At 45.2% G+C, this 21,517-nt stretch carries 19 protein-coding genes; 6 read left to right on the top strand and 13 right to left on the bottom strand.

The window, feature by feature from the left end; all coding sequences use genetic code 11:
* Nucleotides 1–14: 14 nt before the first annotated feature.
* Both BK026_RS15560 and BK026_RS15565 read right to left on the bottom strand, forming a co-directional pair.
* Nucleotides 15–2,849, bottom strand: coding sequence for an EAL domain-containing protein (locus BK026_RS15560; RefSeq protein WP_071816666.1), 2,835 nt, complete (start codon nt 2,847–2,849; stop codon nt 15–17).
* Nucleotides 2,850–3,143: 294 nt separating this feature from the next.
* Nucleotides 3,144–3,461 carry a hypothetical protein gene (locus tag BK026_RS15565; RefSeq protein WP_071816667.1) on the bottom strand — a complete coding sequence of 106 codons (318 nt, stop codon included), beginning with the start codon at nt 3,459–3,461 and terminating at the stop codon, nt 3,144–3,146.
* Nucleotides 3,462–3,672: 211 nt separating this feature from the next.
* On the opposite strand from BK026_RS15565, the gene BK026_RS15570 reads away from it, so the two are divergent.
* Entirely contained in the window at nt 3,673–4,341 is a 669-nt protein-coding gene (locus tag BK026_RS15570; RefSeq protein WP_071816668.1) for a glutathione S-transferase, read from the top strand.
* Nucleotides 4,342–4,418: 77 nt separating this feature from the next.
* On the opposite strand, the gene recQ is transcribed toward BK026_RS15570, so the two are convergent.
* The gene (gene recQ, locus BK026_RS15575; protein WP_071816669.1) at nt 4,419–6,260 is read right to left on the bottom strand and encodes a DNA helicase RecQ; all 1,842 of its coding nucleotides are present in this window, start codon (nt 6,258–6,260) and stop codon (nt 4,419–4,421) included.
* 298 nt (nt 6,261–6,558) lie between these two features.
* Between recQ and BK026_RS15580 the strand changes: the two genes are divergently transcribed.
* From BK026_RS15580 to rarD, 3 genes are all read left to right on the top strand, one after another.
* Nucleotides 6,559–7,059, top strand: coding sequence for a thioesterase family protein (locus tag BK026_RS15580; protein ID WP_071817709.1), 501 nt, complete (start codon nt 6,559–6,561; stop codon nt 7,057–7,059).
* Nucleotides 7,060–7,146: 87 nt separating this feature from the next.
* Nucleotides 7,147–8,484, top strand: coding sequence for a magnesium transporter (locus BK026_RS15585; protein ID WP_071816670.1), 1,338 nt, complete (start codon nt 7,147–7,149; stop codon nt 8,482–8,484).
* A 191-nt stretch (nt 8,485–8,675) separates the two neighbouring features.
* A complete protein-coding gene (gene rarD, locus BK026_RS15590) occupies nt 8,676–9,590 on the top strand; it encodes an EamA family transporter RarD (protein WP_071817710.1) in 915 nt (304 codons plus the stop codon).
* 107 nt (nt 9,591–9,697) lie between these two features.
* Here rarD and BK026_RS15595 read toward each other — a convergent pair whose 3' ends face one another.
* Together BK026_RS15595 and uvrD are read right to left on the bottom strand one after the other, a co-directional pair.
* Nucleotides 9,698–10,960 carry a diguanylate cyclase gene (locus BK026_RS15595; RefSeq protein WP_071816671.1) on the bottom strand — a complete coding sequence of 421 codons (1,263 nt, stop codon included), beginning with the start codon at nt 10,958–10,960 and terminating at the stop codon, nt 9,698–9,700.
* 40 nt (nt 10,961–11,000) lie between these two features.
* Entirely contained in the window at nt 11,001–13,172 is a 2,172-nt protein-coding gene (gene uvrD / locus BK026_RS15600) for a DNA helicase II (RefSeq protein ID WP_071816672.1), read from the bottom strand.
* 317 nt (nt 13,173–13,489) lie between these two features.
* On the opposite strand from uvrD, the gene cysE reads away from it, so the two are divergent.
* Entirely contained in the window at nt 13,490–14,302 is an 813-nt protein-coding gene (cysE, locus tag BK026_RS15605; protein WP_071816673.1) for a serine O-acetyltransferase, read from the top strand.
* Nucleotides 14,303–14,365: 63 nt separating this feature from the next.
* On the opposite strand, the gene BK026_RS15610 is transcribed toward cysE, so the two are convergent.
* From BK026_RS15610 to BK026_RS15645, 8 genes are read right to left on the bottom strand one after another with little or no spacing between them, the layout of a single operon-like run.
* The gene (locus BK026_RS15610; RefSeq protein WP_071816674.1) at nt 14,366–15,106 is read right to left on the bottom strand and encodes an HAD-IA family hydrolase; all 741 of its coding nucleotides are present in this window, start codon (nt 15,104–15,106) and stop codon (nt 14,366–14,368) included.
* A 20-nt stretch (nt 15,107–15,126) separates the two neighbouring features.
* Nucleotides 15,127–16,047 carry a tyrosine recombinase XerC gene (gene xerC, locus BK026_RS15615; protein WP_071816675.1) on the bottom strand — a complete coding sequence of 307 codons (921 nt, stop codon included), beginning with the start codon at nt 16,045–16,047 and terminating at the stop codon, nt 15,127–15,129.
* A gap of 4 nt (nt 16,048–16,051) precedes the next feature.
* Complete coding sequence (locus tag BK026_RS15620; protein WP_071816676.1) at nt 16,052–16,747, bottom strand: DUF484 family protein; 696 nt, start codon at nt 16,745–16,747, stop codon at nt 16,052–16,054.
* On the bottom strand, nt 16,744–17,574 hold the full coding sequence (gene dapF, locus BK026_RS15625; protein WP_071816677.1) for a diaminopimelate epimerase: 831 nt from the start codon (nt 17,572–17,574) through the stop codon (nt 16,744–16,746). The genes BK026_RS15620 and dapF overlap by 4 nt, the downstream gene beginning before the upstream one ends.
* A gap of 35 nt (nt 17,575–17,609) precedes the next feature.
* The gene (gene lysA / locus BK026_RS15630; protein WP_071816678.1) at nt 17,610–18,860 is read right to left on the bottom strand and encodes a diaminopimelate decarboxylase; all 1,251 of its coding nucleotides are present in this window, start codon (nt 18,858–18,860) and stop codon (nt 17,610–17,612) included.
* Nucleotides 18,860–19,057 carry a lipoprotein gene (locus BK026_RS15635; protein WP_256253856.1) on the bottom strand — a complete coding sequence of 66 codons (198 nt, stop codon included), beginning with the start codon at nt 19,055–19,057 and terminating at the stop codon, nt 18,860–18,862. The genes lysA and BK026_RS15635 overlap by 1 nt, the downstream gene beginning before the upstream one ends.
* Nucleotides 19,058–19,108: 51 nt before the next feature.
* On the bottom strand, nt 19,109–20,176 hold the full coding sequence (locus tag BK026_RS15640) for an MJ1255/VC2487 family glycosyltransferase (protein ID WP_071816680.1): 1,068 nt from the start codon (nt 20,174–20,176) through the stop codon (nt 19,109–19,111).
* Between the two features lies 1 nt (nt 20,177).
* On the bottom strand, nt 20,178–20,690 hold the full coding sequence (locus BK026_RS15645; RefSeq protein WP_071817711.1) for a phosphatase PAP2 family protein: 513 nt from the start codon (nt 20,688–20,690) through the stop codon (nt 20,178–20,180).
* 340 nt (nt 20,691–21,030) lie between these two features.
* Here BK026_RS15645 and rraA point away from each other — a divergent pair, with 340 nt between their 5' ends.
* Nucleotides 21,031–21,516, top strand: coding sequence for a ribonuclease E activity regulator RraA (rraA, locus tag BK026_RS15650; protein WP_014947855.1), 486 nt, complete (start codon nt 21,031–21,033; stop codon nt 21,514–21,516).
* Nucleotide 21,517 lies beyond the last annotated feature (1 nt).

Raw genomic sequence — 21,517 nt, forward strand, 5'->3', positions numbered from 1 at the left:
GATAAATGTGCTGATTACAATGGTTTGAACTCTGCCAATGGAGCCGGTTTAGCAACGCCATATCCCTGTGCGAAGTCGATGCCCATTTTGCCGAGTTGCGCCATAATAGCGTCGTTTTCGACGAATTCACCGACTGTTTGCATGCCCATCGCTTTGGCCACGTCATTAATAGACGCCACCATCGCGGTATCAACACTGTCATTTAACATGTCTTTAATAAACATACCGTCAATTTTGACTTGGCTAACTGGCAGACTTTTTAAATAGTTGTACGAAGAGAATCCGCTGCCAAAGTCATCTAATGAAAAAGTACAGCCTAGTCGGTTGAATTTGCGCATAAATGCTAGCGTGTGTTCAAGTTTAATTATGGCGACTGATTCAATGACCTCGAAGCAAATCTTTTCGTAGGGAATAGCATAAGTTTCGAAGGCGTTTAGTACAAATAACGTAAAGTCCCTGTCGGCTAACGAGTGACAATTCAAATTAATGCTGCAGCGTTTGAGTTCTGCTAAATGTTCGGGGTTTTCTGATAACCATTTAAACGTATTGGTTACTACCCACTTATCCACGCTCACGTTCATCTCAAAACGTTCTGCGGTTGGCAAGAAGTTGGCAGGCTCTACAATAGTGCCATCTGACTCTCGCAACCTGAGCAGTACCTCGTAATAATGGCCGTCGCTACTTTTCGTTAGTGGACGTAAAGATTGGTAATACAGTTCGAAGCGTTCTTCTTCTAACGCGCTGTTGATAGAGGAAACCCAATCAAGCTCGCGTTGATAACGCTGCATACCTTCATCTAGTTTATTGTATCTGTGAACTTGATTTCGGCCTTGCTCTTTAGCGAAATAGCACGCCGCATCAGCCATGCTAAGATATTGCCCGGCGCTTACGGTATTGTCATCGCAAACAACCATGCCAATACTGACCCCAAGGTTGAAGATACGGTTATCCCACATAAAGCGATAACTCTGCACTGAATTAAGGATTTTTACTGCATTGATATATACCGCATCGCAATCAGTGTCTGTGTAAATAACGCCAAACTCGTCGCCGCCGAGCCTTGCGAGCAGCGTGTTTTCCGTTAATGTGTTTTCAATTAGTCTAGCAATATCTTTAATTAAGACGTCGCCTGCCTTATGGCCGCAAGTGTCATTAACGATCTTGAATCGGTCGAGGTCTAGAAACAAAAGGCATACCGGTTCTGCGCCAGCCTTCGTAATTTCCTCTTTAAAGTTGGTTTCAAATTCTCTTCTATTGTAAACGCCCGTTAAAGGGTCGTGAGTGGCAAGATAGTGTAAGCTTAAGTCAGATTGTTTTTTTTCTGTTATGTCGATTATTGAACCGTATAAATATTTTCCCGCGTCATTATTTCTAATTTGGCATGATAACGAAAACCAAAATTCGGTCCCGTCTTTTCTTTTCCCTTTGATCTCTCTACCTGTCACATGCGAATTTTGAGAAATCTCACCTAGCAAGACTTGCCTATCTTCGGTTGATGCATAAAAAACCTTTGTGCTAGCGCATTCGCTTAGCATTTCCTCTTCATCGCTGTAGCCAAAAAGTTTGCACATGGCAGGATTAACGGAGAGTAGTTCCCCATCCCATGTAGACGTGTAATGTCCTTCAGCGGAATTCCTGAATAAGTCATAAAAATGATTTAAATTTTCAATTGTTTCAGCTTGATTATTGAGTTTGCGTAAGTTGAGACTTTGCTCTCGCATAACGACAGCAAACCCAAAACAAAGAAAGCCCAGGGTCAAGAAGATGAGCATCAAAATAGCGTTGTCGACGGTATATATCAGGTCGCCGTATAGGTTTTGTATTACCAGAGCGTAAAAGGCGAAAAAGCACAACCAGGCTGAACAGTAGGTTGTACTGACTTGTGTGCTATCTGCGTCTTTGAATGTAATGGCAAGAACCACATTAAATAAACCCATTACTGCCATCGCAATGACCAACGTCAGCGTCACAATAAATGCATTTGTAGAAAGACAATAAATTAATACTGCAGCAGGGGCTAAGTAATTAATAATGCGGATAAAAGCGGGGACACGCAAAAAAAGGTGATGGGTAACCTTGGCGATACAAAACAGCAGCAAGCAAAGAAGTACTGCGTAAAATTGCTCGCTAGTGTTGGTTAGGCTTGGCCACAGCGCTAAACCTCCCTGGGTTAAAAAGAGCAGAGAAAGCAACACCAGCGAAGACATAGTGAGCCAAAATCGTGTCGGAATTCGTTGATGCACATATGAAAACAGGAAGTAACTCGCTATGAGAAAAAGTACACCAAGTACCCCGCCTAAAAGCGTGAGCATATTTGTGTCGTGCTGGATTAAAGCCTCTTTATGCCACAGGGTTATGGGAAAATAGGTCAATCCTTGGTCTTTCACTGCAATTAATAATCGTGCTTTTTGATAAGGCTGAAGCGTAAAAGCTAGCCGAATATTAGGCAGAGGTTGTCGAAGGGAATAATCACCCTTTCCCGCTTGGTATCGGTACGACTTAATAATGCGCTGGCTGTCATCTAGCAGATAAATTTGTAGGTCATCAATATTAAGACGATCAATATTGATCAAAAGTGGGATAGGACTATAGCCCGTGTGCGCTAAATTAGTTGAATACCAAACACGCTTGTTTTCGGCAGTAATACTGTTGTTGCCAAATGTGTTGTTGATGACGTCAAAGTAGGTAGCACTGGAGGGAGCGAGAGTGACGGCGGCATGTTCGCCAATAATGGTATACTCGAAAGACTCATCAACCGCTAAAGTATTTTTTGAAAAGGCATAGCTAACCAAAACGGCCCAGCTGAGTAGCGCAGTCATCAAATACTGTAATAGCCGTTTTATTTGCACTGATTGTATCCTTTTAGCGCACAGTGAATTTTGTATCACTTTATACCAGTCCGCATAGATAATCACCTACTCAGCGAGAGTTAAAATTTTCGCAATAGCGGCGTGTTAGCACGGGTATAGTCGTTCTGCATCAAGGTCACATTACAAAGCGTGTGGATATTTCAAGCGCGCCCTTTCGGGCTGGTTTGGCATTTATCAATGCAGATTGATGTTGATAATCATACTAGACGATATTCTTTACAAAAAACATGGTAGCTTTGTCTATTGTCCCATCTTGTAAAACACTGAAAACCTTTACTTTTGAACAAAGTAGTTAAACAAATGCCGAGGACTTTGCTGTGCACCGATGGGCTCAAGCCATATTGCATCGCATAACCATTCTATACATAAAATGCATTGAATCGAGGGCGCAGTAGAGATACTGGTCAGCGTTGCTTGGTATCGGTCAGCGCCCCAGTCAGCTTGAGACAATGAAAAATCGAATGCTGCGGCAAAGTGGGCTGCCCACTGCTGTGTTTTTAACGGGGTTTGTGGTAGCGGTAAGCATACTTCTACGCTTTGTTCGCCAAGAAATAGGTGATGCTTTAATTGCTCTTTCGATAACGGTGACATAGGGGTTCCGGTCAATTATAGATACATAGAAACAGTTTGAATTTGTAATTGCGCTACGTTTTAGTAAACCTGCATAGTGCAAAATATGTATAAAGACTGTTATTGAATAAACAATCCGTGCAATGGTGACATACAATGTGGTTGTCGGAAATATTCAGTCGCAAGCTCAAACAATAAAAATAATGGTTAAAAGGGTTAGGAAGGATAGGGTATGTTAACACTTCATCATTTAAATAATTCGCGCTCTCAGCGGATCCTATGGCTACTTGAAGAGCTGGGAGTTGAATATAAGATTGAATTCTACCAGAGAGATAGCGTAACTAATCTTGCCCCAGCGTCTTTACGTGCGTTACACCCTCTTGGACGTTCTCCCGTGCTGTCAACGCCAGATGGTGTTATTGCCGAGTCTGGAGCAATTATTGAATACTTGGTTAAGTATCATGCAACACGCAGTTTTACCGCACCTGAAAGTGGTGAAGCACTTCAACAATATTGGTTTTGGCTTCATTTTGCGGAAGGCTCGTTGGTGCCCCCATTAGTGGCAAATCTGGTGCTAGAAAAAGCACGTCAAAAGGGTTCAAAGCCTTTTTTCATTAAACCTATCACTGACAAATTAGTTGATGGGATCATTAACGCCTATTATGGTCCTAACTTGGCGCAAAGTTTACGCTATACAGAAGCCTATTTGTCTGAGCACACATGGTTTGCCGGTGATGCGCCGACAGGGGCAGATGTGCAAATGATCTTCCCGCTTGAGTCGTTAGTGGCAAGTGGGCGAGCAGGAGATTTTCCTGCAATTCAAAGCTATGTTAAGCGAATTCACGCCCGTGACGCCTACAAAGCTGCATTGGAAAAAGGCGGTGAGTACGCCTACGCATAACAGCATAGTCACTCAAAGCGGCAGTCTCCGGCTGGTGAAATTCTACTGCACTAGCAAACCGCAACGGCTAGCATGCTCTAGTCTTCGCGCGTGATGTAATCGTTGATTAACTGCATAAAGGCCTCACCATAGCGTTCCAGCTTGGTTTGGCCTACACCACTTACATCCAATAACGTGGTGCGGGTAGTTGGAAGCTTACACGCCATGTCTACCAAAGTGGCGTCACTAAAGACTACATACGGTGGCACTTCATTTTCTTCTGCCAACACTTTACGTAAATGCTTAAGCCGTGTGAACAACGTCCTGTCGTAGTTTGCTGGCGCTTGTTTAGCCTTTTTCTTATCGGGCTTAAATTCGAGCCGCGGCACGGCCAGTTGCACTGCTACCTCGCCTTTAAGCACAGGTCTAGCAGCCTCGGTTAACCTCAGTGCAGCATGTGCAGTTATATCAACGCGCACAAGACCTTTGTGAATAAGTTGATTAATAATGTTATGCCAGTAGCTATCTGATTTATCTTTACCTATACCATACGTTGTAAGCTTATGATGACCGACTTCCTGAAGACGCCTTAGTTGCTTGCCTCGCAACACATCAATTACATACTGGCTTGAGGCTTGTTGCGACAGGCGAAGTACACACGACAGCACTTTTTGTGCAATCACTAAACCGTCAATCATCTTCGGAGGGTCTAGACATATATCGCAATTGCCACAAGCGCTGTCGCTGAACTGCGAAAAATAGTTAAGCAACACTTGTCGGCGACAGGTTTGTGCTTCTGAAAAGGCTTCCATAGCTGCAAATTTTTGCAGCTCTATCTGGTTGCGTTCGGCGATTTCACCCTGTTCTATCCATTGTTTCACACGTGCCGCGTCTTTTTCATCAAATAGCAATAATGCTTCTGATTCCAGGCCGTCTCGCCCGGCTCGGCCGGTTTCCTGATAATAGCTTTCAACACTGCGTGGCACATCGTGATGTACCACATAGCGCACGTTCGATTTGTTGATCCCCATTCCAAAAGCAACGGTGGCCACCACAATATCGATTTTGTCGTTAAGGAACTGGCGCTGTACCAGCTCTCGCTCGTCATTATCCATACCTGCGTGATAGGCTGCGCAGCGAAAACCCTGCCTAAAGAGTTTGGCATGAAGGTCGTCAACTTTCGCGCGACTGTTACAATAGATAATGCCGCTCCCTTCTTGCTGTTTTACATAAGCGACAACCTGCTCGAAAGCTTTGTACTTATTCATTACGCGGTAGCGGATGTTGGGTCTATCGAAGCTGCCTTTATAAACCAAAGGGTTGTTGAGGTTTAGCTGTGTCAGAATGTCTACTTGAGTTGCTGCATCTGCTGTGGCCGTTAGACCTATGACTGGAACGCTTGGGAACCGCGCTTTTATTCGGCCTAAGGCGCGATAGTCCTGCCTAAAATCATGTCCCCAATGGGAAACACAGTGTGCTTCATCAATGGCAAAAAGGGCAATGTCAGCGTGCGCTAGCGACTGCTGAAAAGAGTACTGCATTAAACGCTCGGGCGACACGTATAGTAAGTCGAGGGTTCCGGCTTGTAGCGCGTCATTTATGCGTGCTTGTTCATCGCCTTCTAAGGTTGAATTAAGATAAGCTGCTTTTACGCCAAGTGCCTTAAGCTGTTCGACTTGGTCTTGCATTAGGGAGATGAGCGGTGATACGACGATAGCGGTACCCGGTCTCACTAAGGCTGGAATTTGATAGCATAGCGATTTACCACCACCTGTAGGCAGCAAAACAAGCGCGTCTTTTCCTTCACATACTTGGTGAATGACTTCGCCTTGACCGTTGCGAAAAGCGTCGTAACCAAATACGTCTTTTAAAATCGTTTCTGGCGTTTTCACACGATGTGGCTCATGTGCTAATTGTGATGGAGCGATTGCAGTTGTCATGGCGCAGGATTTTACGCGTTTTTAGCGATGTCTTCACGGGGCAATTTTAAAAACTAGACTAAAATTCAGTGATAATACTCACCCACATAGATAATTACGTACTCAGCGAGACTTAAATTACTAGTAATAGCACCGTGTTGCAGTAGGTATCATTTGAAATACTAAAGTACTGCGCGCTAGCAAGGTAAAAATGGCGTCATCAGTAGTTTTAATTTACATACATTGGTTTGATGAATTTCCTTCTACATTACGTTTGGTAGTAGGGTAATTAACATTGTAAGAGTGAATGGATAACAGCATGCCTACTGATAAAAAGATAACGGCAAATACAGAATTAGATCACCGCGCTATGATAGACCATGTTATTGCACTTTTTCGTGATAATATGCCGTTTAACAAGTTGTTAGGCTTGGAATTTGTAACGCAAGGTACTGGTTTAGACACTCAGATTTCTTTGCATCTTAATTGGCAACCCACACTCACCGGTAACCCGATGCAAAAAATTCTACACGGCGGTGTGACAGCGACTATGCTAGACACCATCGGTGGGTTAGTTTCAATTATAGAAACCATCAAACAAACATCGGTTGAGCACCTTGTAGATCTTCAAGTGAAACTGCCTACCATGGGCACGGTTGATATGCGAGTAGACTATCTAAGGCCGGGAAGAGGTGAGCATTTTATTGCAACGGCGGTAATTATACGCAAAGGCAGTAAACTCGTGGTTTGTAGAATGGAGTTGCATAATGAAAAAGGCGACCATATCGCCTTTGGTACAGGTACGTATATGCTGGGGTAGTCGCCGCTTTATAGGGTGTGCGTCACCCGGTAATGCATGTTGTCGCGCTGTGCGTGGGAAGTGAGCGGTATTTACGGGAGGTGTAGCATGGCAGAGCCATTACCAGATTTAATTGAAGAAATTGTTACTGAGAGCATGGGTGACGACCCGGCAACCTTGCTCGCAACGTTAGCGGGACAAGACGAGGTATACATCGCATCGCTGCTAGAATCTTTGCCGGTGGAAAAACGTCTGGCGGTGTGGGAGGGTATTCCTCGCGATCGTAAACTCGATGTGCTGGTCGAAATGCGTAGCGACCCTCGCGAAATACTCATAGACAATACGCCCCACAATGAGTGGGCGTCTATTTTTGCCGACATTGATGCTGAAGACTTACTAGAACTTCTTGATTCATTGCCGAAACGTTTAGTCGATATGGCGTATGAATCTCTTGATTCCAAAGAACGAAAATACTTCCGAGAAGCGACTCAATTCCCAGATAATCAAATAGGACACTGGGTGAATCACGAGCAGTTAGTCCTGCCATCGAACGCAAAAGTACGCGAAGGTTTACGCTTGCTAAGGCGCGATATACCTCAGCACTGTGACAGCATTTTTTTGGTGAATCGCTCCGGTCAATTTTCTGCGCTAGTTAAAATTAGCCATCTTTTTACAGCGCAAGATCACGTGTCGCTTTTTGACTTATCGGAAGAAAATGTTACTACCATTCAAGGTGCCGATGACACTATGAACGCGTCGCTGGTTGTTCAGCGGTCAGGATTAGCGTCGTTGCCTGTGGTAGACGAGAACAACAAATTGCTTGGACGTTTAGATGTGACATCGGCCAGTGAGTTAGTCAACGAATTTTATGAACGTCAAGTGATGGCTTCGGCGGGTATGGATGAGGACGAAGACTTATTTTCACCTGTGGCAAAAAGCGCGAAAAACCGGGCTTTGTGGCTTGGAATTAATCTGCTCACAGCATTTTTGGCATCGTGGTTTATCGGGTTATTTGAAGGTACGCTTCAGCAAGTCGTTGCACTTGCCGTACTGATGCCGGTAGTGGCGAGTATGGGGGGCATTGCGGGAAGCCAAACGCTTACGCTTATTGTGCGCGGCCTGGCTTTGGGGCAGGTCACGCCCGCTAACTTACGTGTGCTTATGGTAAAAGAGCTAAAAGTGGGCGGTGTTAATGGCGTTATTTGGGCCTTGGTAATAGGCGTAGTTGCCTATTTTTGGTTCACCGACGCCATGTTGGGTCTAGTGATCTGTTTAGCCATATTGTTCAACATTGTAGCCGCCGCGCTCGCAGGGGTTTTCGTGCCTGTAATTTTAGACAAGCTAAAGATCGATCCTGCATTATCAGGGTCAGTAATTTTGACGACTGTTACCGATATCGTTGGTTTTGTGGCGTTTTTAGGCTTGGGCACATTGTTTCTTCTATAACATTGTTCCTGCTCACCGTGATAACGCATGTAAACGCCCCGCGCAATCACAACGTTCAGTGGGGCGTTTCGTTTAATTATGCCGCTTGTTACACGCCCTTTGCCGCATTGGAAAGCGTTAAGGGTTGTGTATTACCAGAACCTGATAAACAATACGCGCCTTCTTACCTCTGAATCTCATTGGAGTCAGTCTTGTCTAAGCAAGCCAGTGCCGCTCAAGTCGGCGTTATTTGTGCCATAGCCGCCTACAGCATGTGGGGTGTTGCGCCTGTTTATTTTAAACAGTTGATGGTCTTGCCGGCGGCTGAAATCCTAATGCACCGAGTTATTTGGTCGGTCGTGCTTTTAATTGGATTTATTGCCGCACTAAAGCAATGGCCAAAGGTGGGCGCAGCTTTGCGCAATAAGCGTGTCATGCAGATTTTGTTTGTTGCCGGCTTGTTACTTGGGGCTAACTGGCTTTTGTTCATTTGGGCTATTAATAACGACCATATTCTGGATGCGAGCCTTGGCTATTACATTAACCCGCTTATCAACGTATTCTTGGGTAGACTTTTTTTAGGCGAAAGATTACGCAACTTACAGCGAGTGGCTGTTGGGCTTGCGGTTATTGGCGTAGCCATTCTTATCGTCTCTTACGGCCACGTTCCGTGGATTGCCTTAGTACTTGCCGGCAGCTTCAGCGTTTATGGCCTATTGCGCAAGCAGGTGGCGGTAGACTCGCTACCAGGCCTTTTCATTGAGACCCTGATGCTCTCGCCACTCGCTGTTGCTTATTGGATATTTTTTGGCTCTGAATACAGCAACTTATTTAACAACGATGCCACACTGAACATGCTTATTTTGGCGGCAGGCATTGTAACTACTGCGCCGCTGCTTTGTTTTACCGCTGCGGCAAGGCGCATAATGTATTCAACATTGGGCTTTTTTCAGTACATTGGCCCAACGCTCATGTTTATTTTGGCAATTTATTTATATGGCGAGCCGCTAGAAGAGTCTCGTCTAGTCACGTTCGGCTTTGTATGGCTTGCGCTGTTCTTGTTCAGTTACGACTCACTAGCTAATTATCGCCATCAGCGTAAGTTAAAAAGCGTGGAAGCTGGGTAGTTTGTATGTGCTCACTAACCAAATTGCTAGTTAGTGTTGGGGTAAGCAATAACCTTCTTAGCAAATGCGTAAAATCAAAAAATGCAGTGTATTTTCAGCTTTGCAGCTTACTCACGGTGATCGTCGGTAGGCGGTTCACATTTAACTTGGTTTCGCCCATTGTTTTTCGCAGCGTATAGCTGTTTGTCAGCAAGGCTTAATAATTTATCTACGCGCTGAGTATGAGCACCGCTTATCCCAATACTACAGGTGACTTTAATATCAGTATTAGTAAGTTGAATAACTTCAGCTTCCACCACTTTTCTGAAATCGTCTAAACGTTTAGATGCCTCATCGAGCGGTGTCGTTGGCATATAAATACAAAATTCTTCACCGCCAAATCGAGAGATAATTTCGTCTGGAAAGTAAAACTCTATAAGTGCAGCCATTGCTTTTAACACGATATCGCCAGCATCATGGCCATGGGTATCATTTATTGATTTGAAAAAGTCTAAATCGATAAGCGCCAGGGCGTGATCTTTAGATAAATTCTGGTGTTGTACCGTGACCATATAGAAAAAGTGGCGCCTATTCGGTAACCCTGTTAAATAGTCTGTGTTAGCTACACGACGAATCTCTTCAACGCTCTCAATGTACTCAACGTTTTGCATGACGCGACATAAAAATTCTTCGTGGCAGTAGGGCACCCTTAAAAAATCGTTAGCACCACTTTTGATAAAATGCGCTGACATTAACATGCCTTTACCGCCCGCTATTCCCATGATGGCCAACTGTTCTTTAGAGAAAGCTTTTCTTAAACTGGCAACAAAATGCGTTCCCGTCATATCGGGAAGCGTGTTATCGGTAATGACGAGACGTACGTTGTTATGTTCAGATAAGCACTGCATGGCGTCTGTGGCCGTTAAACACTCGAGCGCAATAAAGTTATGGCGCTGGAGTAGAGAAACGGTTCTTGAACGTAAAACGCGATTCGTGCTAACCACGACAACGCCAGTAGACTTGTTTTTCTCTAACCGGCTGATAAGGCGATTGAGGTAGTCGTAATTTTGTGAATTTTCTTTGGGAATGTAGTCAACAACGTCCCGCTCGAGGACCTTGTCGCGAACGTCATTATCAAGGTTTTCGGTAGTCGCAATAGTAGGAATGAATGATTTGACCGCAAAATCGATACCTTCACCATGTGGGGCATCGGGCAAGTTGTAGGCAATAATGGCGCACAGAAACGTTTCTGGTATGTTTTGCGAAAACCTTACTTTACCTTCTGTAAGCGACGTTGCGCCTACAGGTGTAAGGCCCGCACGGCGAACTAATTTTGCTATAAGTTCAAGGTTGCCTTCACCGTTCTCGATGATCAGCACATGTTGCTGCATACGTTCCAACTTTGGTTTAGGCTACCCTGCCAAAAAATTCTTACGCTTTCTCCAACTTAGCGTACGCGAGTACCAGCCACTTACTGCCGAATTCATCAAAGTTTACTTGAACTCTGCCGTGCTCTCCACTGCCTTCATAATTGAGCACTATACCTTCGCCGAATTTTCTGTGTACAACGCGCTCACCTAGGCTAAACCCGGTTTCTTCGAAACTTGCATGTGATGTTGCTTGGCTAAATCGGTTGTGTACTGGACGTGAAATTGTTGATTTAAGCCTAACTTCCTCTACGCAATCTGATGGCATCTCGCGAATAAATCGAGACGCCGTATGATACTTATCTTGGCCGTATAAGCGACGACTTTCTGCATAAGTGATATATAACTTTTGCATAGCACGTGTCATACCGACATAACAAAGACGACGTTCCTCTTCCATTCGACCAGGTTCGTCGTTTGTCATTTGGCTTGGGAACATACCTTCTTCAACACCGGCCATAAACACTAAGGGAAACTCTAACCCCTTTGCCGTGTGGATAGTCATCATTTGTACAGCGTCTTGATCGGTATCAGCTTGAGTTTCGCCCGCCTCCAATGAAGCATGCGCTAAGAATGCCGCTAAGGGCGTCATTTCTTCTGCTTCATCTGGCACAATAAACGTTTTACATGCACTTACAAGTTCTTCTAGGTTTTCCAGTCGAGCTTGCGCTTTTTCGCCTCGCTCGGCTTGGTACATGGCGTACAAACCTGACTGGCGTATCGCTTTGTCTGCTTGTTGATCAAGCGATACGTCAAGCGTTGCTTGCTCTAGTTCCGTAATGAGCAGCACAAAACTTTGCATTGCATTAAATGCACGGCCTTTAAAGCTCCCTTCATTAATTAATAACTGGCTGGCTTGCCACATAGAACAATTATGTTTACGCGCGGCTTCACGCACTTGCGAAAGCGTTTTCTCACCAATGCCACGGCTTGGCGTGTTTACCACACGTTCGAAAGCTGCGTCATCGTGTGGGTGGCTTATCATACGCATGTAGCCAAGGGCATCTTTGATTTCTTGACGTTCGAAGAAGCGCAAACCACCGTAAATGCGATACGCTAGGCCTTCGTGTAGCAATGCCTCTTCAAGCACGCGAGACTGGGCATTGTTACGGTACAAAATAGCCGTATCGCTTAATGCATTGCCTTGATTCAGCCAGTCTTTGATCTTCGATACGATAAAGCGTGCCTCATCGAGTTCGTTAAACCCAGCGTAAACTGAAATCAATTCACCCTGCGCATCTTCAGTCCATAACTCTTTACCTAAACGGCCTGAATTATTATCAATTACCGTATTTGCGGCTTTCAGTATGTTGCCTGTCGACCGGTAATTTTGTTCAAGACGAATGGTGGCCGGATTGTGAAAGTCTTTCAGAAAGTGCTGAATATTATCGACATTCGCACCACGCCAGCCGTAAATTGACTGGTCGTCGTCGCCTACAATCATAATATTGTTGTTGTCGCCGCTGCATAGCATTCTAAGCCACGCATACTGAATGTTGTTGGTATCTTGAAATTCGTCAACGAGTACGGCGCGAAATCGACGTTGATAATGTGCTAGCACCTCAGGGTTCTTGGCCCACAATTCGTGTGCGCGAAGCAGCAGTTCGGCAAAGTCTACTAGTCCTGAACGGTCACAAGCGTCTTGATAAGCAGCGTAGACTTCGCGCATTGTCTTTTGGATATGGTCGCCATGTGTTTCAATGTGCTGAGGACGAAGGCCTTCGTCCTTATTGCCGTTGATGTACCACTGAATTTGACGCGGGGCCCAGTGCTTCTCATCTAAGTTCATCGCTTTAAGAATGCGGCGAATGAGTCGATACTGATCGTCCGAGTCGATAATTTGAAAATTTTCAGGCAAGTTGGCTTCTGCATGATGTGCCCGCAACAAGCGATGCGCGAGTCCATGGAAGGTACCAATCCACATATTGTGTAGGCTTTTGCCCATTAATGATTCAATACGGCCACGCATTTCTTTAGCCGCCTTGTTGGTAAAGGTTACCGCTAAAATAGAAAAGGGCGCAATGTTTTCAACATCCATCAACCATGCTATACGGTGCACAAGCACGCGGGTTTTGCCGCTACCAGCACCTGCTAATACGAGCGCATTTGAGAGTGGCGCTGCTACCGCTTCACGTTGTTTATCGTTCAGCTCGTCTAGCAGTCGAGATACATCCATAGTGTGGCACCTATCTGTTGAAAATCTTCATATCTAAATCAAAATTTAAGACGCTGCATTATGCCATCTGACTGTGAATTTATACAGTCCAGTTTTCAAGGCAAACATCGCCAGTTTTTTTGAGCGTAGAATAACTAATAACGAATTATTTAGATAAACTGATCGATTTATACGCTTGGCTGGTATCACAACGGTACTGCATCTCTTCAAACTCGGGTACACTTTTGCACTCGTTATTAAAACGTTTCACCAAGCTTTAGCACGTTTTTTACGGCGCGCATTGCGCTTTTGCACAACCGAAATACAGGAATATGCCCATGAACGCACATTCGGCCCCTATCGACTTCTGGTCGAAGCTAAAACAGGAAGCGCAAGTCGTTGCTGAGAGTGAGCCGCTTTTGTCGAGTTATGTGCACGCCAGTGTGCTTGCGCATCATAACTTTGAGTCGTCACTAAGCTTTATTCTTTCTAATAAAATGGCCGACGACGTCATGCCTGCATTAGCTATTCGTGAAGTCTTTGATGAAGCTTACTTGCTAGAGCCGGGTATTAGTGAAGCCGCCATAGCGGATATTTTAGCCATTGAAGCGCGAGATGCTGCGGTTAGTGACTATTTAACGCCACTTCTTCATTTTAAGGGCTTCCACGCGGTACAAGTGCACCGTATGGCCCATTATCTTTGGTTACATGGTCGACACCAGCTGGCATTGTTCTTACAAAGTAGAAATTCAGCGAGCTTCGGTGTGGATATTCATCCGGCAGCACGAATTGGTAAAGGGGTAATGTTTGACCATGCCACTGGTATTGTGGTGGGTGAAACAGCTGTAGTTGAAGATAACGTGTCTATTTTACAAAGTGTCACGCTTGGTGGGACGGGGAATGAGTCGGGTGATCGTCACCCCAAAATACGCCAAGGCGTATTAATTGGTGCAGGCGCCAAAATCTTAGGGAATATTGAAATTGGCGAAGGCTCAAAAGTCGGAGCGGGCAGTGTTGTGCTGAATAGCGTGCCGGCGCATGTCACTGTGGTGGGCGTGCCTGCGAAAGTAGTAGGGAGACCAGTTTGTCAAAGTCCATGCGAGTCCATGCGACAAAACGTGTTCGAAGATAACTCATACCAATCTGAATAGATATTTGCCCACAGCTACGCAATACGATTTTCTATGCAAAACGGTATGAGTGAGCTCACTGGCTTAAAGGAAGTGGGTTAATTCATCGAGGCTGTCCAATGCAACGTGAGGCAGAACGCTTACTGGCTCGCTGGTCAGTTTCACTGGCCTATTGCAAGCAAACCATGCGGCTTGAAAGCCAGCGTTTATAGCCCCTTGAACATCTTTAATGATGTTATCACCCACGTGTAATATATGCTTAGGTGGGGTTTGTAAACGCGTTGCTGCTTCATCAAACATATTTCGCGCCGGCTTCATAGGACGCGCCATGCTGGCGTGAAGCACGGTTTCGAAATAGTCATCAATACCAATTTTCTGTGTGTCTACATTGCCATTTGTGATACCGATAAGGGGTACGTGTTGGCTTATCGTCTTAAGTGTTGCATGTACTTCATCAGACAATGCAAAGTCACTTCTTGCATCATAAAAACACGTAAAACAGGCTTCTACCGCGTTATTGATTTCCTCATCGTGACTCCGTTCTGTAGTCAGCTTCTCAGGATGCGTATTAGAAAGGGCTGCAGTAAGAACGACGCGACGAAGCTGGCCCATATCAGATGCCAATCGCTTGTCCTTTTTAATAGCTGCCCGTTTTAACATGAGCCAATCGCTTGCCGACATCGCTGCAACGGCTTTATGGTGTTGTGCAATATGGGCTTGAAGCGCTTGCTCTGCGCGCTGAATTATAGGTTCGTTATTGTAAAGCGTATCATCAAGGTCAAAGGTCATCGCCTCGACGTTGTTGATCGACCTGAAAAACTGCATGGAAAAGCCTTCAATTCCGGTTATTTTTTGTGTGCGCGCGGATGCGCTGCATCGTAAACATTGGCGAGATGCTGGAAGTCCAGATGGGTATAAACTTGTGTTGTTGACAAGTTTGCGTGACCCAGAAGTTCTTGAACCGCACGCAAGTCACCACTGGATTCTAATACGTGAGTTGCGAAAGAATGGCGCAGTTTGTGCGGGCTTACTTTTTGCGACAGTGATTGGTCTTGCGCCATTTTGTCTAAACGATTCGCAACTTGTCTGTTCGATATTCTGGTTTTGCGTTTACTCACAAAAACTGCGCTTTCGTACGGCGATGCATAGGCCGGGCGCACTTTTAACCACGCGTTTAGTGCCCGTTGTGCGTGCCGGCCTAAGGGTAATACTCGCTGTTTACTTCCTTTACCCATTACTTTTACTGTGCCGTCTTTTAAACAGTCGGCTAAGTTAAGACCAGTCAGTTCACTTAAGCGCAGCCCGCAGCCATAAAGCAGCTCGAACATAGCAATGTCACGCAACTGAATGCCTTCATCGTCATCACTACTTCGAGGGGAGTTATTAAGCAACTGCTGCATTTCATCGACGCTTAGCTGCTTGGGGAGCGGCTTGCTTTGTTTCGGTGCTTGAATTCCCTCAACGGGATTGCTAAACAACTGTTTATTGTCGATGAGGTACTGGCAAAAAGTACGCAATGCTGACAAACGTAATGCGATGCTTCGAGCGCTGTGGCCAGACATCTTCGCATCTGCCATCACTCTTTTTATATCGCTAGGCGTTAGGCCTGACCATTCAAAAAGGCCAAGTAATTTCGCAACTTCGGTCAACTGGCGTTGGTAATTTTTGATGGTGTGTGGTGATAAGCCTCGTTCTACCTGCAGGTGGAGCAAAAATTTTTCCAACCAATGCTGGCAATGTTCACTGATAGGCGTATCGAAAGACACGCCGTTAATATCCCATCATATCAGGTAGGATGATGTTAAGTACTTGCTGAAGCTGCTGCAACAAAAGCGTGTCCATGTCAGGTGTAAAGTGGCTAGCATCGCTACTGCTAATGCCCAAAATACCTAGCTCGCGTTTATCGCCAAGTAACATGAGCGCAACCGACTCTGCGCTGTTTTCACCGAACAGTAACTGACGCTCATGCTGTGACAAGCGACCAAAGAAGAAGTGAGTGTTTTTAAATCGTTTTTCGGTAAACAGACGCTGTTGCAGTTCAGGAATAGCATGAGGGCCTTTAAAGCTTTTTATTACCGCTGATGATAGTGCAAGGCGTTCCTGCAATACGTCTTCTAGAGTGAACTGTACTTCGGCAACGCTTTCACAACGGAGTAATTGCACGTTCAAATCTGTGTATACGCGATAAATCTTTTCGTTCTGCTTGGCGACTGAAACGAGCTGGCTTAGCTTAAGGTTGAGTTGTCTTACCTTTTTACGCAGCTGTTCACCTTGGATTTCTACCAGTGAAACGCTGCCTTTCTGCTCATGGGGCAGCTTAACTTTTTCTAGTATGTCTGCATGCTGTTCAAAAAATTCAGGATGTTGGATCAAGTATTCGTATACATCCTGTGCAGCAAGTTTTTGCTCTGACGAGAATGGTTCAGCTAGTTGCGTAGCGCTTGATGGGCCTGATACATCGCTCATAATACTATTTGTCCATCGTATACATGTTCCGCAGGTCCTGTCATTTTCAGCACATTATCCGGGCCTGGCCAGCGAATACGCAGGCTACCACCAGGCAAATCAACGCGAACGTCTTTACCCAATTTTCCTTGCATTTGGCCAACAGCAACCGCCGCACATGCGCCACTACCACAAGCGAGTGTTTCACCTGAACCGCGTTCGAAGACGCGCAACTTAATGTGAGATTCGCTAATTACCTGCATAAATCCAACATTTACGCCTTCCGGAAAACGCTCGTGCTTTTCAACCAACGGACCAATTTCAGCGACGTTGGCAGTATCAACGTCTTCAACTTCCATTACGCAGTGAGGGTTGCCCATTGATGCTGCGCCAATAAACAAAGTGCTTTCACCAACGCGCAGAATATAGGTATTTTCCTGTTTGTTAGCCTTTAAGGGAATTTTCGCAGGCTCGAATTCGGGCTTACCCATGTTGACGGTAACCTGACCATCTTTTTCAAGGTAAAGCACCATCTTGCCGGCCTTCGTGCTAACCACTATTTTGTTGCGGCCAATCAATCCTTTTTGCTTTACAAAGCGTGCGAAGCAGCGCGCACCGTTACCGCATTGTTCAACTTCTGAGCCATCAGCATTGAAAATACGATAGTGGAAGTCTTGCTCAGGATCGTAAGGCGGTTCCACCATCAACAGCTGATCGAAGCCAATACCGAAATTTCGGTTAGCGAGTTGTTGAATTTTTTCTTTAGAGAAAAAGACGTTCTGAGTAACGTTATCAATAACCATGAAATCGTTACCCAACCCGTGCATTTTAGAAAATTGAACCTGCATTAAACGCGCATCTATCTTGTTAGTTTGTCTCTAGTTTACGGAAGTTTATACTCACCTTTCCAGAGATCTTTTTGTTTTTCTCTTTCGCGAACCACAATTGCTTTGTCTCCATCTACCATAATCTCGGCTGGGCGACAGCGGCTATTGTAGTTTGACGCCATAACAAACCCATATGCACCAGCGCTGCGAACGGCAAGTAAGTCGGTGGGCTCAATGGCTAATTCGCGATCTTTTCCTATGAAATCACCGGTTTCGCAGACGGGGCCTACAACGTCATAGGAGTGCGGTGTCGCTGTACTTTCTTCTTTTACTGGGATGATTTTTTGCCATGCTGAATAAAGCGCAGGGCGCAGCAAGTCATTCATCGCCGCATCAACAATAGCGAAGCTTTTTTCTTCACCTTCTTTGATGAACTCAACCTCGGTAACTAGAATTCCTGCGTTTGCTGCAATGGCTCGACCAGGTTCCAAAATAAGTTTTAGATTTTCACGGCCTACCATTTTTTCGGCCATAGCTTGTGCGTACGCTTTTGGATGCGGAGGTTGCTCATCGTTGTAGGTTACGCCAAGGCCACCACCAACATCTAGATGTTCAATAATGATACCGCGTTCGGCAAGCTCGTCTATAAGCAAAAGTAAACGCTCAAGGGCGTCGACAAACGGCCCAATATCTGTAAGTTGAGATCCGATATGACAATCCATACCAACAACGTTGAGGTTAGGAAGCGACGCTGCCAGCTCATAGGTGGCAAGAGCACGCTCTCGAGCGATCCCGAATTTGTTTGCTTTCAAGCCTGTTGAAATGTAAGGGTGCGTTTTGGCATCCACGTCAGGGTTAATGCGCAGTGAAATAGGCGCTTTTACTCCCATCTCGCCAGCAACTTGGTTAATGCGGTGAAGTTCAGGCTCTGATTCAACGTTGAAACACATGATGCCCTTTTCTAGCGCATAACGGATTTCATCGTGCTTTTTACCAACGCCTGAAAAGACCACTTTGCTAGCGTCGCCACCGGCCTCGATTACACGAGCAAGTTCACCCGCAGAAACGATATCAAAGCCTGAGCCTAATTTAGCCAAAACACTTAAAACCCCGATGTTTGAGTTCGCTTTTACTGCGTAACAAACAAGGTGGGGATGTTCGCCAATGGCATCATTAAAAGCGTGCCAATGACGCTCTAGTGTAGCGCGAGAATAAATATATACGGGTGTTCCGTACTGGGCCGCAATATCAGACACTGCGACTTGTTCAGCATGCAGTTGACCTTGGCTGTAGGCGAAATAATCCACTAGTTCAGCTCTCCAGAAGTAGTAACAGGGGATGTCTTGTTGGCGCTTGACGAAGCATCGGTTTCTGTATTTTCAGAAGACGCTGGTACAGTAGATGAGTTTTGCATAGGCGCTTCAGGAATGTAGAGCGCCCCTTTGTACCCACAACCACTTAATGCTGTGAGTGTTAGCAAGAAAACAACTGACTTTTTACGCACGAAAAATCCCACAAAGAATACGACAAATGCCGCTATCATCGCATTGCGGTGTTAAATTGCAAGAGTCAAAAGTCGTTCTTGAGTTTTATTGCCGTATTCCACGTTTTTCCAAAGTGTCTCGCAAAGGCTTTGTGTGTCTGAAAAATCACCTTTTTTCAACCAGTCTATGAGTACATCAGGGTTATCTGGGAATACAATAGCTTCATTGTCGGGCGCTTCAAGCCACTCTTCCACGATATCGGTGTCGAGTTGGAACAATGTTTGACAGAGGTCGAGTTTATTAAGGGTTAATACATTTGAGAGTTGCTCAAATTGTCCGTGAAGCGGTTTGATTAATAGCTTTTTACCTAGCTGTAAGGCTTCACTAGACAATTCAAACCCGCCGTTGGCAATCACGCCACTACAATGCTGGAGTGCCTTTTGAAAGTGTTTCTTTGACGTTGGGTTCCAATGCACATGTTCTTCAACCCTTGCTTCACTGACTTCTGGATGAAAGCACTGAAATTCCTGATCGCTCAACGGCTCCAGCATTTGTTGAATATCACCTATATCTTCGAAGGGGAGGTATACAAGCACATGGCCTTTCTTCGGGCTAAGCGCTGGTTTGTCTGCTACGAAGGGAGGAATAATAGGTTGATTGAAATGATACCAGTGCACACCAAGTTGTACTTGTGTAGGTGCAAATATCTTCATCAATAGCGTATCGAATATAGTGTGGCCGCTTTTAGGTACATTGTAAGAAAACGCTGCCTGGTGACTGATCGATATGGAAGGCACGCCTTGACGCTTTGCTGCCCATGCGGTAACAGGTTCAAAATCGTTAACTAGCATGTCATACCCGCTGACATCTAATGCTCTGACATCTTTTAGCAGCTGCCGGACATTGGCTTGTTTTACGGTGGCAAGCTTGTCAATTCGTCCGTTTTTAGTAATGAAGCTTAGGCCAGTAAATGTGCGGTATTTACCGAAAACATCCATGTCGAAGTATTTATCTGGTGCTCGACCACTGAATACAAAGTCAACTTCGATATCGTCGCGCTCGCTAAGGGCTGCCGCCATAATTCGTGCTCGCGCAATGTGCCCATTACCGGTGCCTTGGACGCCATACAATAGTTTCATACTACCCCAAAATTGAAATGCTTAATGACGCAATAGTCATGCCTAGAAGTGTGCCTGCCACCACGTCTGAAGGGTAATGAACACCTAGCAATACTCGCGATAGACCAATCAGAGCTGCCCAAATATAAGCAACCACGGCAAACGGTGGATAAAAGTGCGCGATAATACAAGCCATTAGCCACGCCGCCGCTGTGTGTCCAGAGGGTAGGGAAAATTTATCAGATGGTGTGACGTGCGCGGTTAAGTTCATCAAGAAATCACATGGACGGGGGCGCTTAAATAGTTTTTTGAGCAAAACGTAAATGGGGAGTTCTAACGCATATGCCATCAGTGCGGTATACAGAAATAGTTCACCATGCTCTGGCTCAAACGCCCAAAGCAGCATGCCGATAAAGAAATACAGGTAGCCATCGCCGGTTTTAGACAGCCAAATAATACTGCGACAGTCTCTTTTTTGCGTCAGCTTGTATAGTCGATAGAAAAGATCTGTATCGTATTTGGTCAAGGATTTCATCAGCATGTCCTCTTCCTTTATCGGTTATTTAATGCACAGCGTAAAGTTTGTCTGTGACTAGTGGGTGACGGAAAAAAGAAACTTTTTTGACATCTCATGCCGTTTTATCTTTGTTGAGTGGCGCATCAAAAAAAATGGGTAACGCTGCGTGAGGAAGGCTATGGGAAAGCAAAATACGTGCTCACCTTTAAGAAAAAAGCATGAATTTATGCAATTGTTAGAAATGCCAATTATTTTAATGAAACACGTTAAATCAACCGTTTGCATCATCAGATTTAATGCTATGCTAGGGTTATGAGCTCGATGCTTAAACGCTTCCCAATTTTAGTAAGGCAAAATAATGGAATACAACACATCTGAATTATGCGATTTGTTTGCTGATAGCGTAGACGTAGTAGATCCAATTTTCGCAAGCTTTGGTGGCCGTTATTCTTTCGGTGGTGAAATCACCACAATCAAGTGCTTTGAAGACAGAGGGCTTATCGACCGTGTTCTTGCACAGCCTGGCGCAGGTAAGGTGCTGTTAATTGACGGTGGCGGTTCAAGTCGTCGTGCCTTATTCGATGCATCGTCTGCGCAAGTCGCCATTGATAACGATTGGGAAGGCGTTGTGATTTACGGCAGTGTGCGTGAAGTTGATAGTCTTGCTGAGTTAGATATTGGCGTTTTGGCTGTTGCGGCAATTCCTGTTAATGCTGAGTGCGAAAGTATTGGCGAGGTAGATGTACCCGTTAACTTTGGTGGCGTGACGTTTTTACCTGAAGACCACCTTTATGCGGATAGCACGGGCGTTATTCTATCTCCTGAACCGCTGGACTTAGATTAAA

The organism is Alteromonas sp. V450, from assembly GCF_001885075.1.
GTDB lineage: Bacteria > Pseudomonadota > Gammaproteobacteria > Enterobacterales > Alteromonadaceae > Alteromonas.

Coding starts and splice junctions, on each gene's coding strand:
- rraA (WP_014947855.1), top strand. CDS start 21,031: ATGGAATACAACACATCTGAATTATGCGATTTGTTTGCTGATAGCGTA.
- BK026_RS15570 (WP_071816668.1), top strand. CDS start 3,673: ATGTTAACACTTCATCATTTAAATAATTCGCGCTCTCAGCGGATCCTA.
- dapF (WP_071816677.1), bottom strand. CDS start 17,574: ATGCAGGTTCAATTTTCTAAAATGCACGGGTTGGGTAACGATTTCATG.
- BK026_RS15580 (WP_071817709.1), top strand. CDS start 6,559: ATGCCTACTGATAAAAAGATAACGGCAAATACAGAATTAGATCACCGC.
- BK026_RS15595 (WP_071816671.1), bottom strand. CDS start 10,960: ATGCAGCAACATGTGCTGATCATCGAGAACGGTGAAGGCAACCTTGAA.
- BK026_RS15620 (WP_071816676.1), bottom strand. CDS start 16,747: ATGAGCGATGTATCAGGCCCATCAAGCGCTACGCAACTAGCTGAACCA.
- BK026_RS15610 (WP_071816674.1), bottom strand. CDS start 15,106: ATGCAGTTTTTCAGGTCGATCAACAACGTCGAGGCGATGACCTTTGAC.
- BK026_RS15585 (WP_071816670.1), top strand. CDS start 7,147: ATGGCAGAGCCATTACCAGATTTAATTGAAGAAATTGTTACTGAGAGC.
- uvrD (WP_071816672.1), bottom strand. CDS start 13,172: ATGGATGTATCTCGACTGCTAGACGAGCTGAACGATAAACAACGTGAA.
- BK026_RS15565 (WP_071816667.1), bottom strand. CDS start 3,461: ATGTCACCGTTATCGAAAGAGCAATTAAAGCATCACCTATTTCTTGGC.
- BK026_RS15645 (WP_071817711.1), bottom strand. CDS start 20,690: ATGAAATCCTTGACCAAATACGATACAGATCTTTTCTATCGACTATAC.
- BK026_RS15640 (WP_071816680.1), bottom strand. CDS start 20,176: ATGAAACTATTGTATGGCGTCCAAGGCACCGGTAATGGGCACATTGCG.
- cysE (WP_071816673.1), top strand. CDS start 13,490: ATGAACGCACATTCGGCCCCTATCGACTTCTGGTCGAAGCTAAAACAG.
- recQ (WP_071816669.1), bottom strand. CDS start 6,260: ATGACAACTGCAATCGCTCCATCACAATTAGCACATGAGCCACATCGT.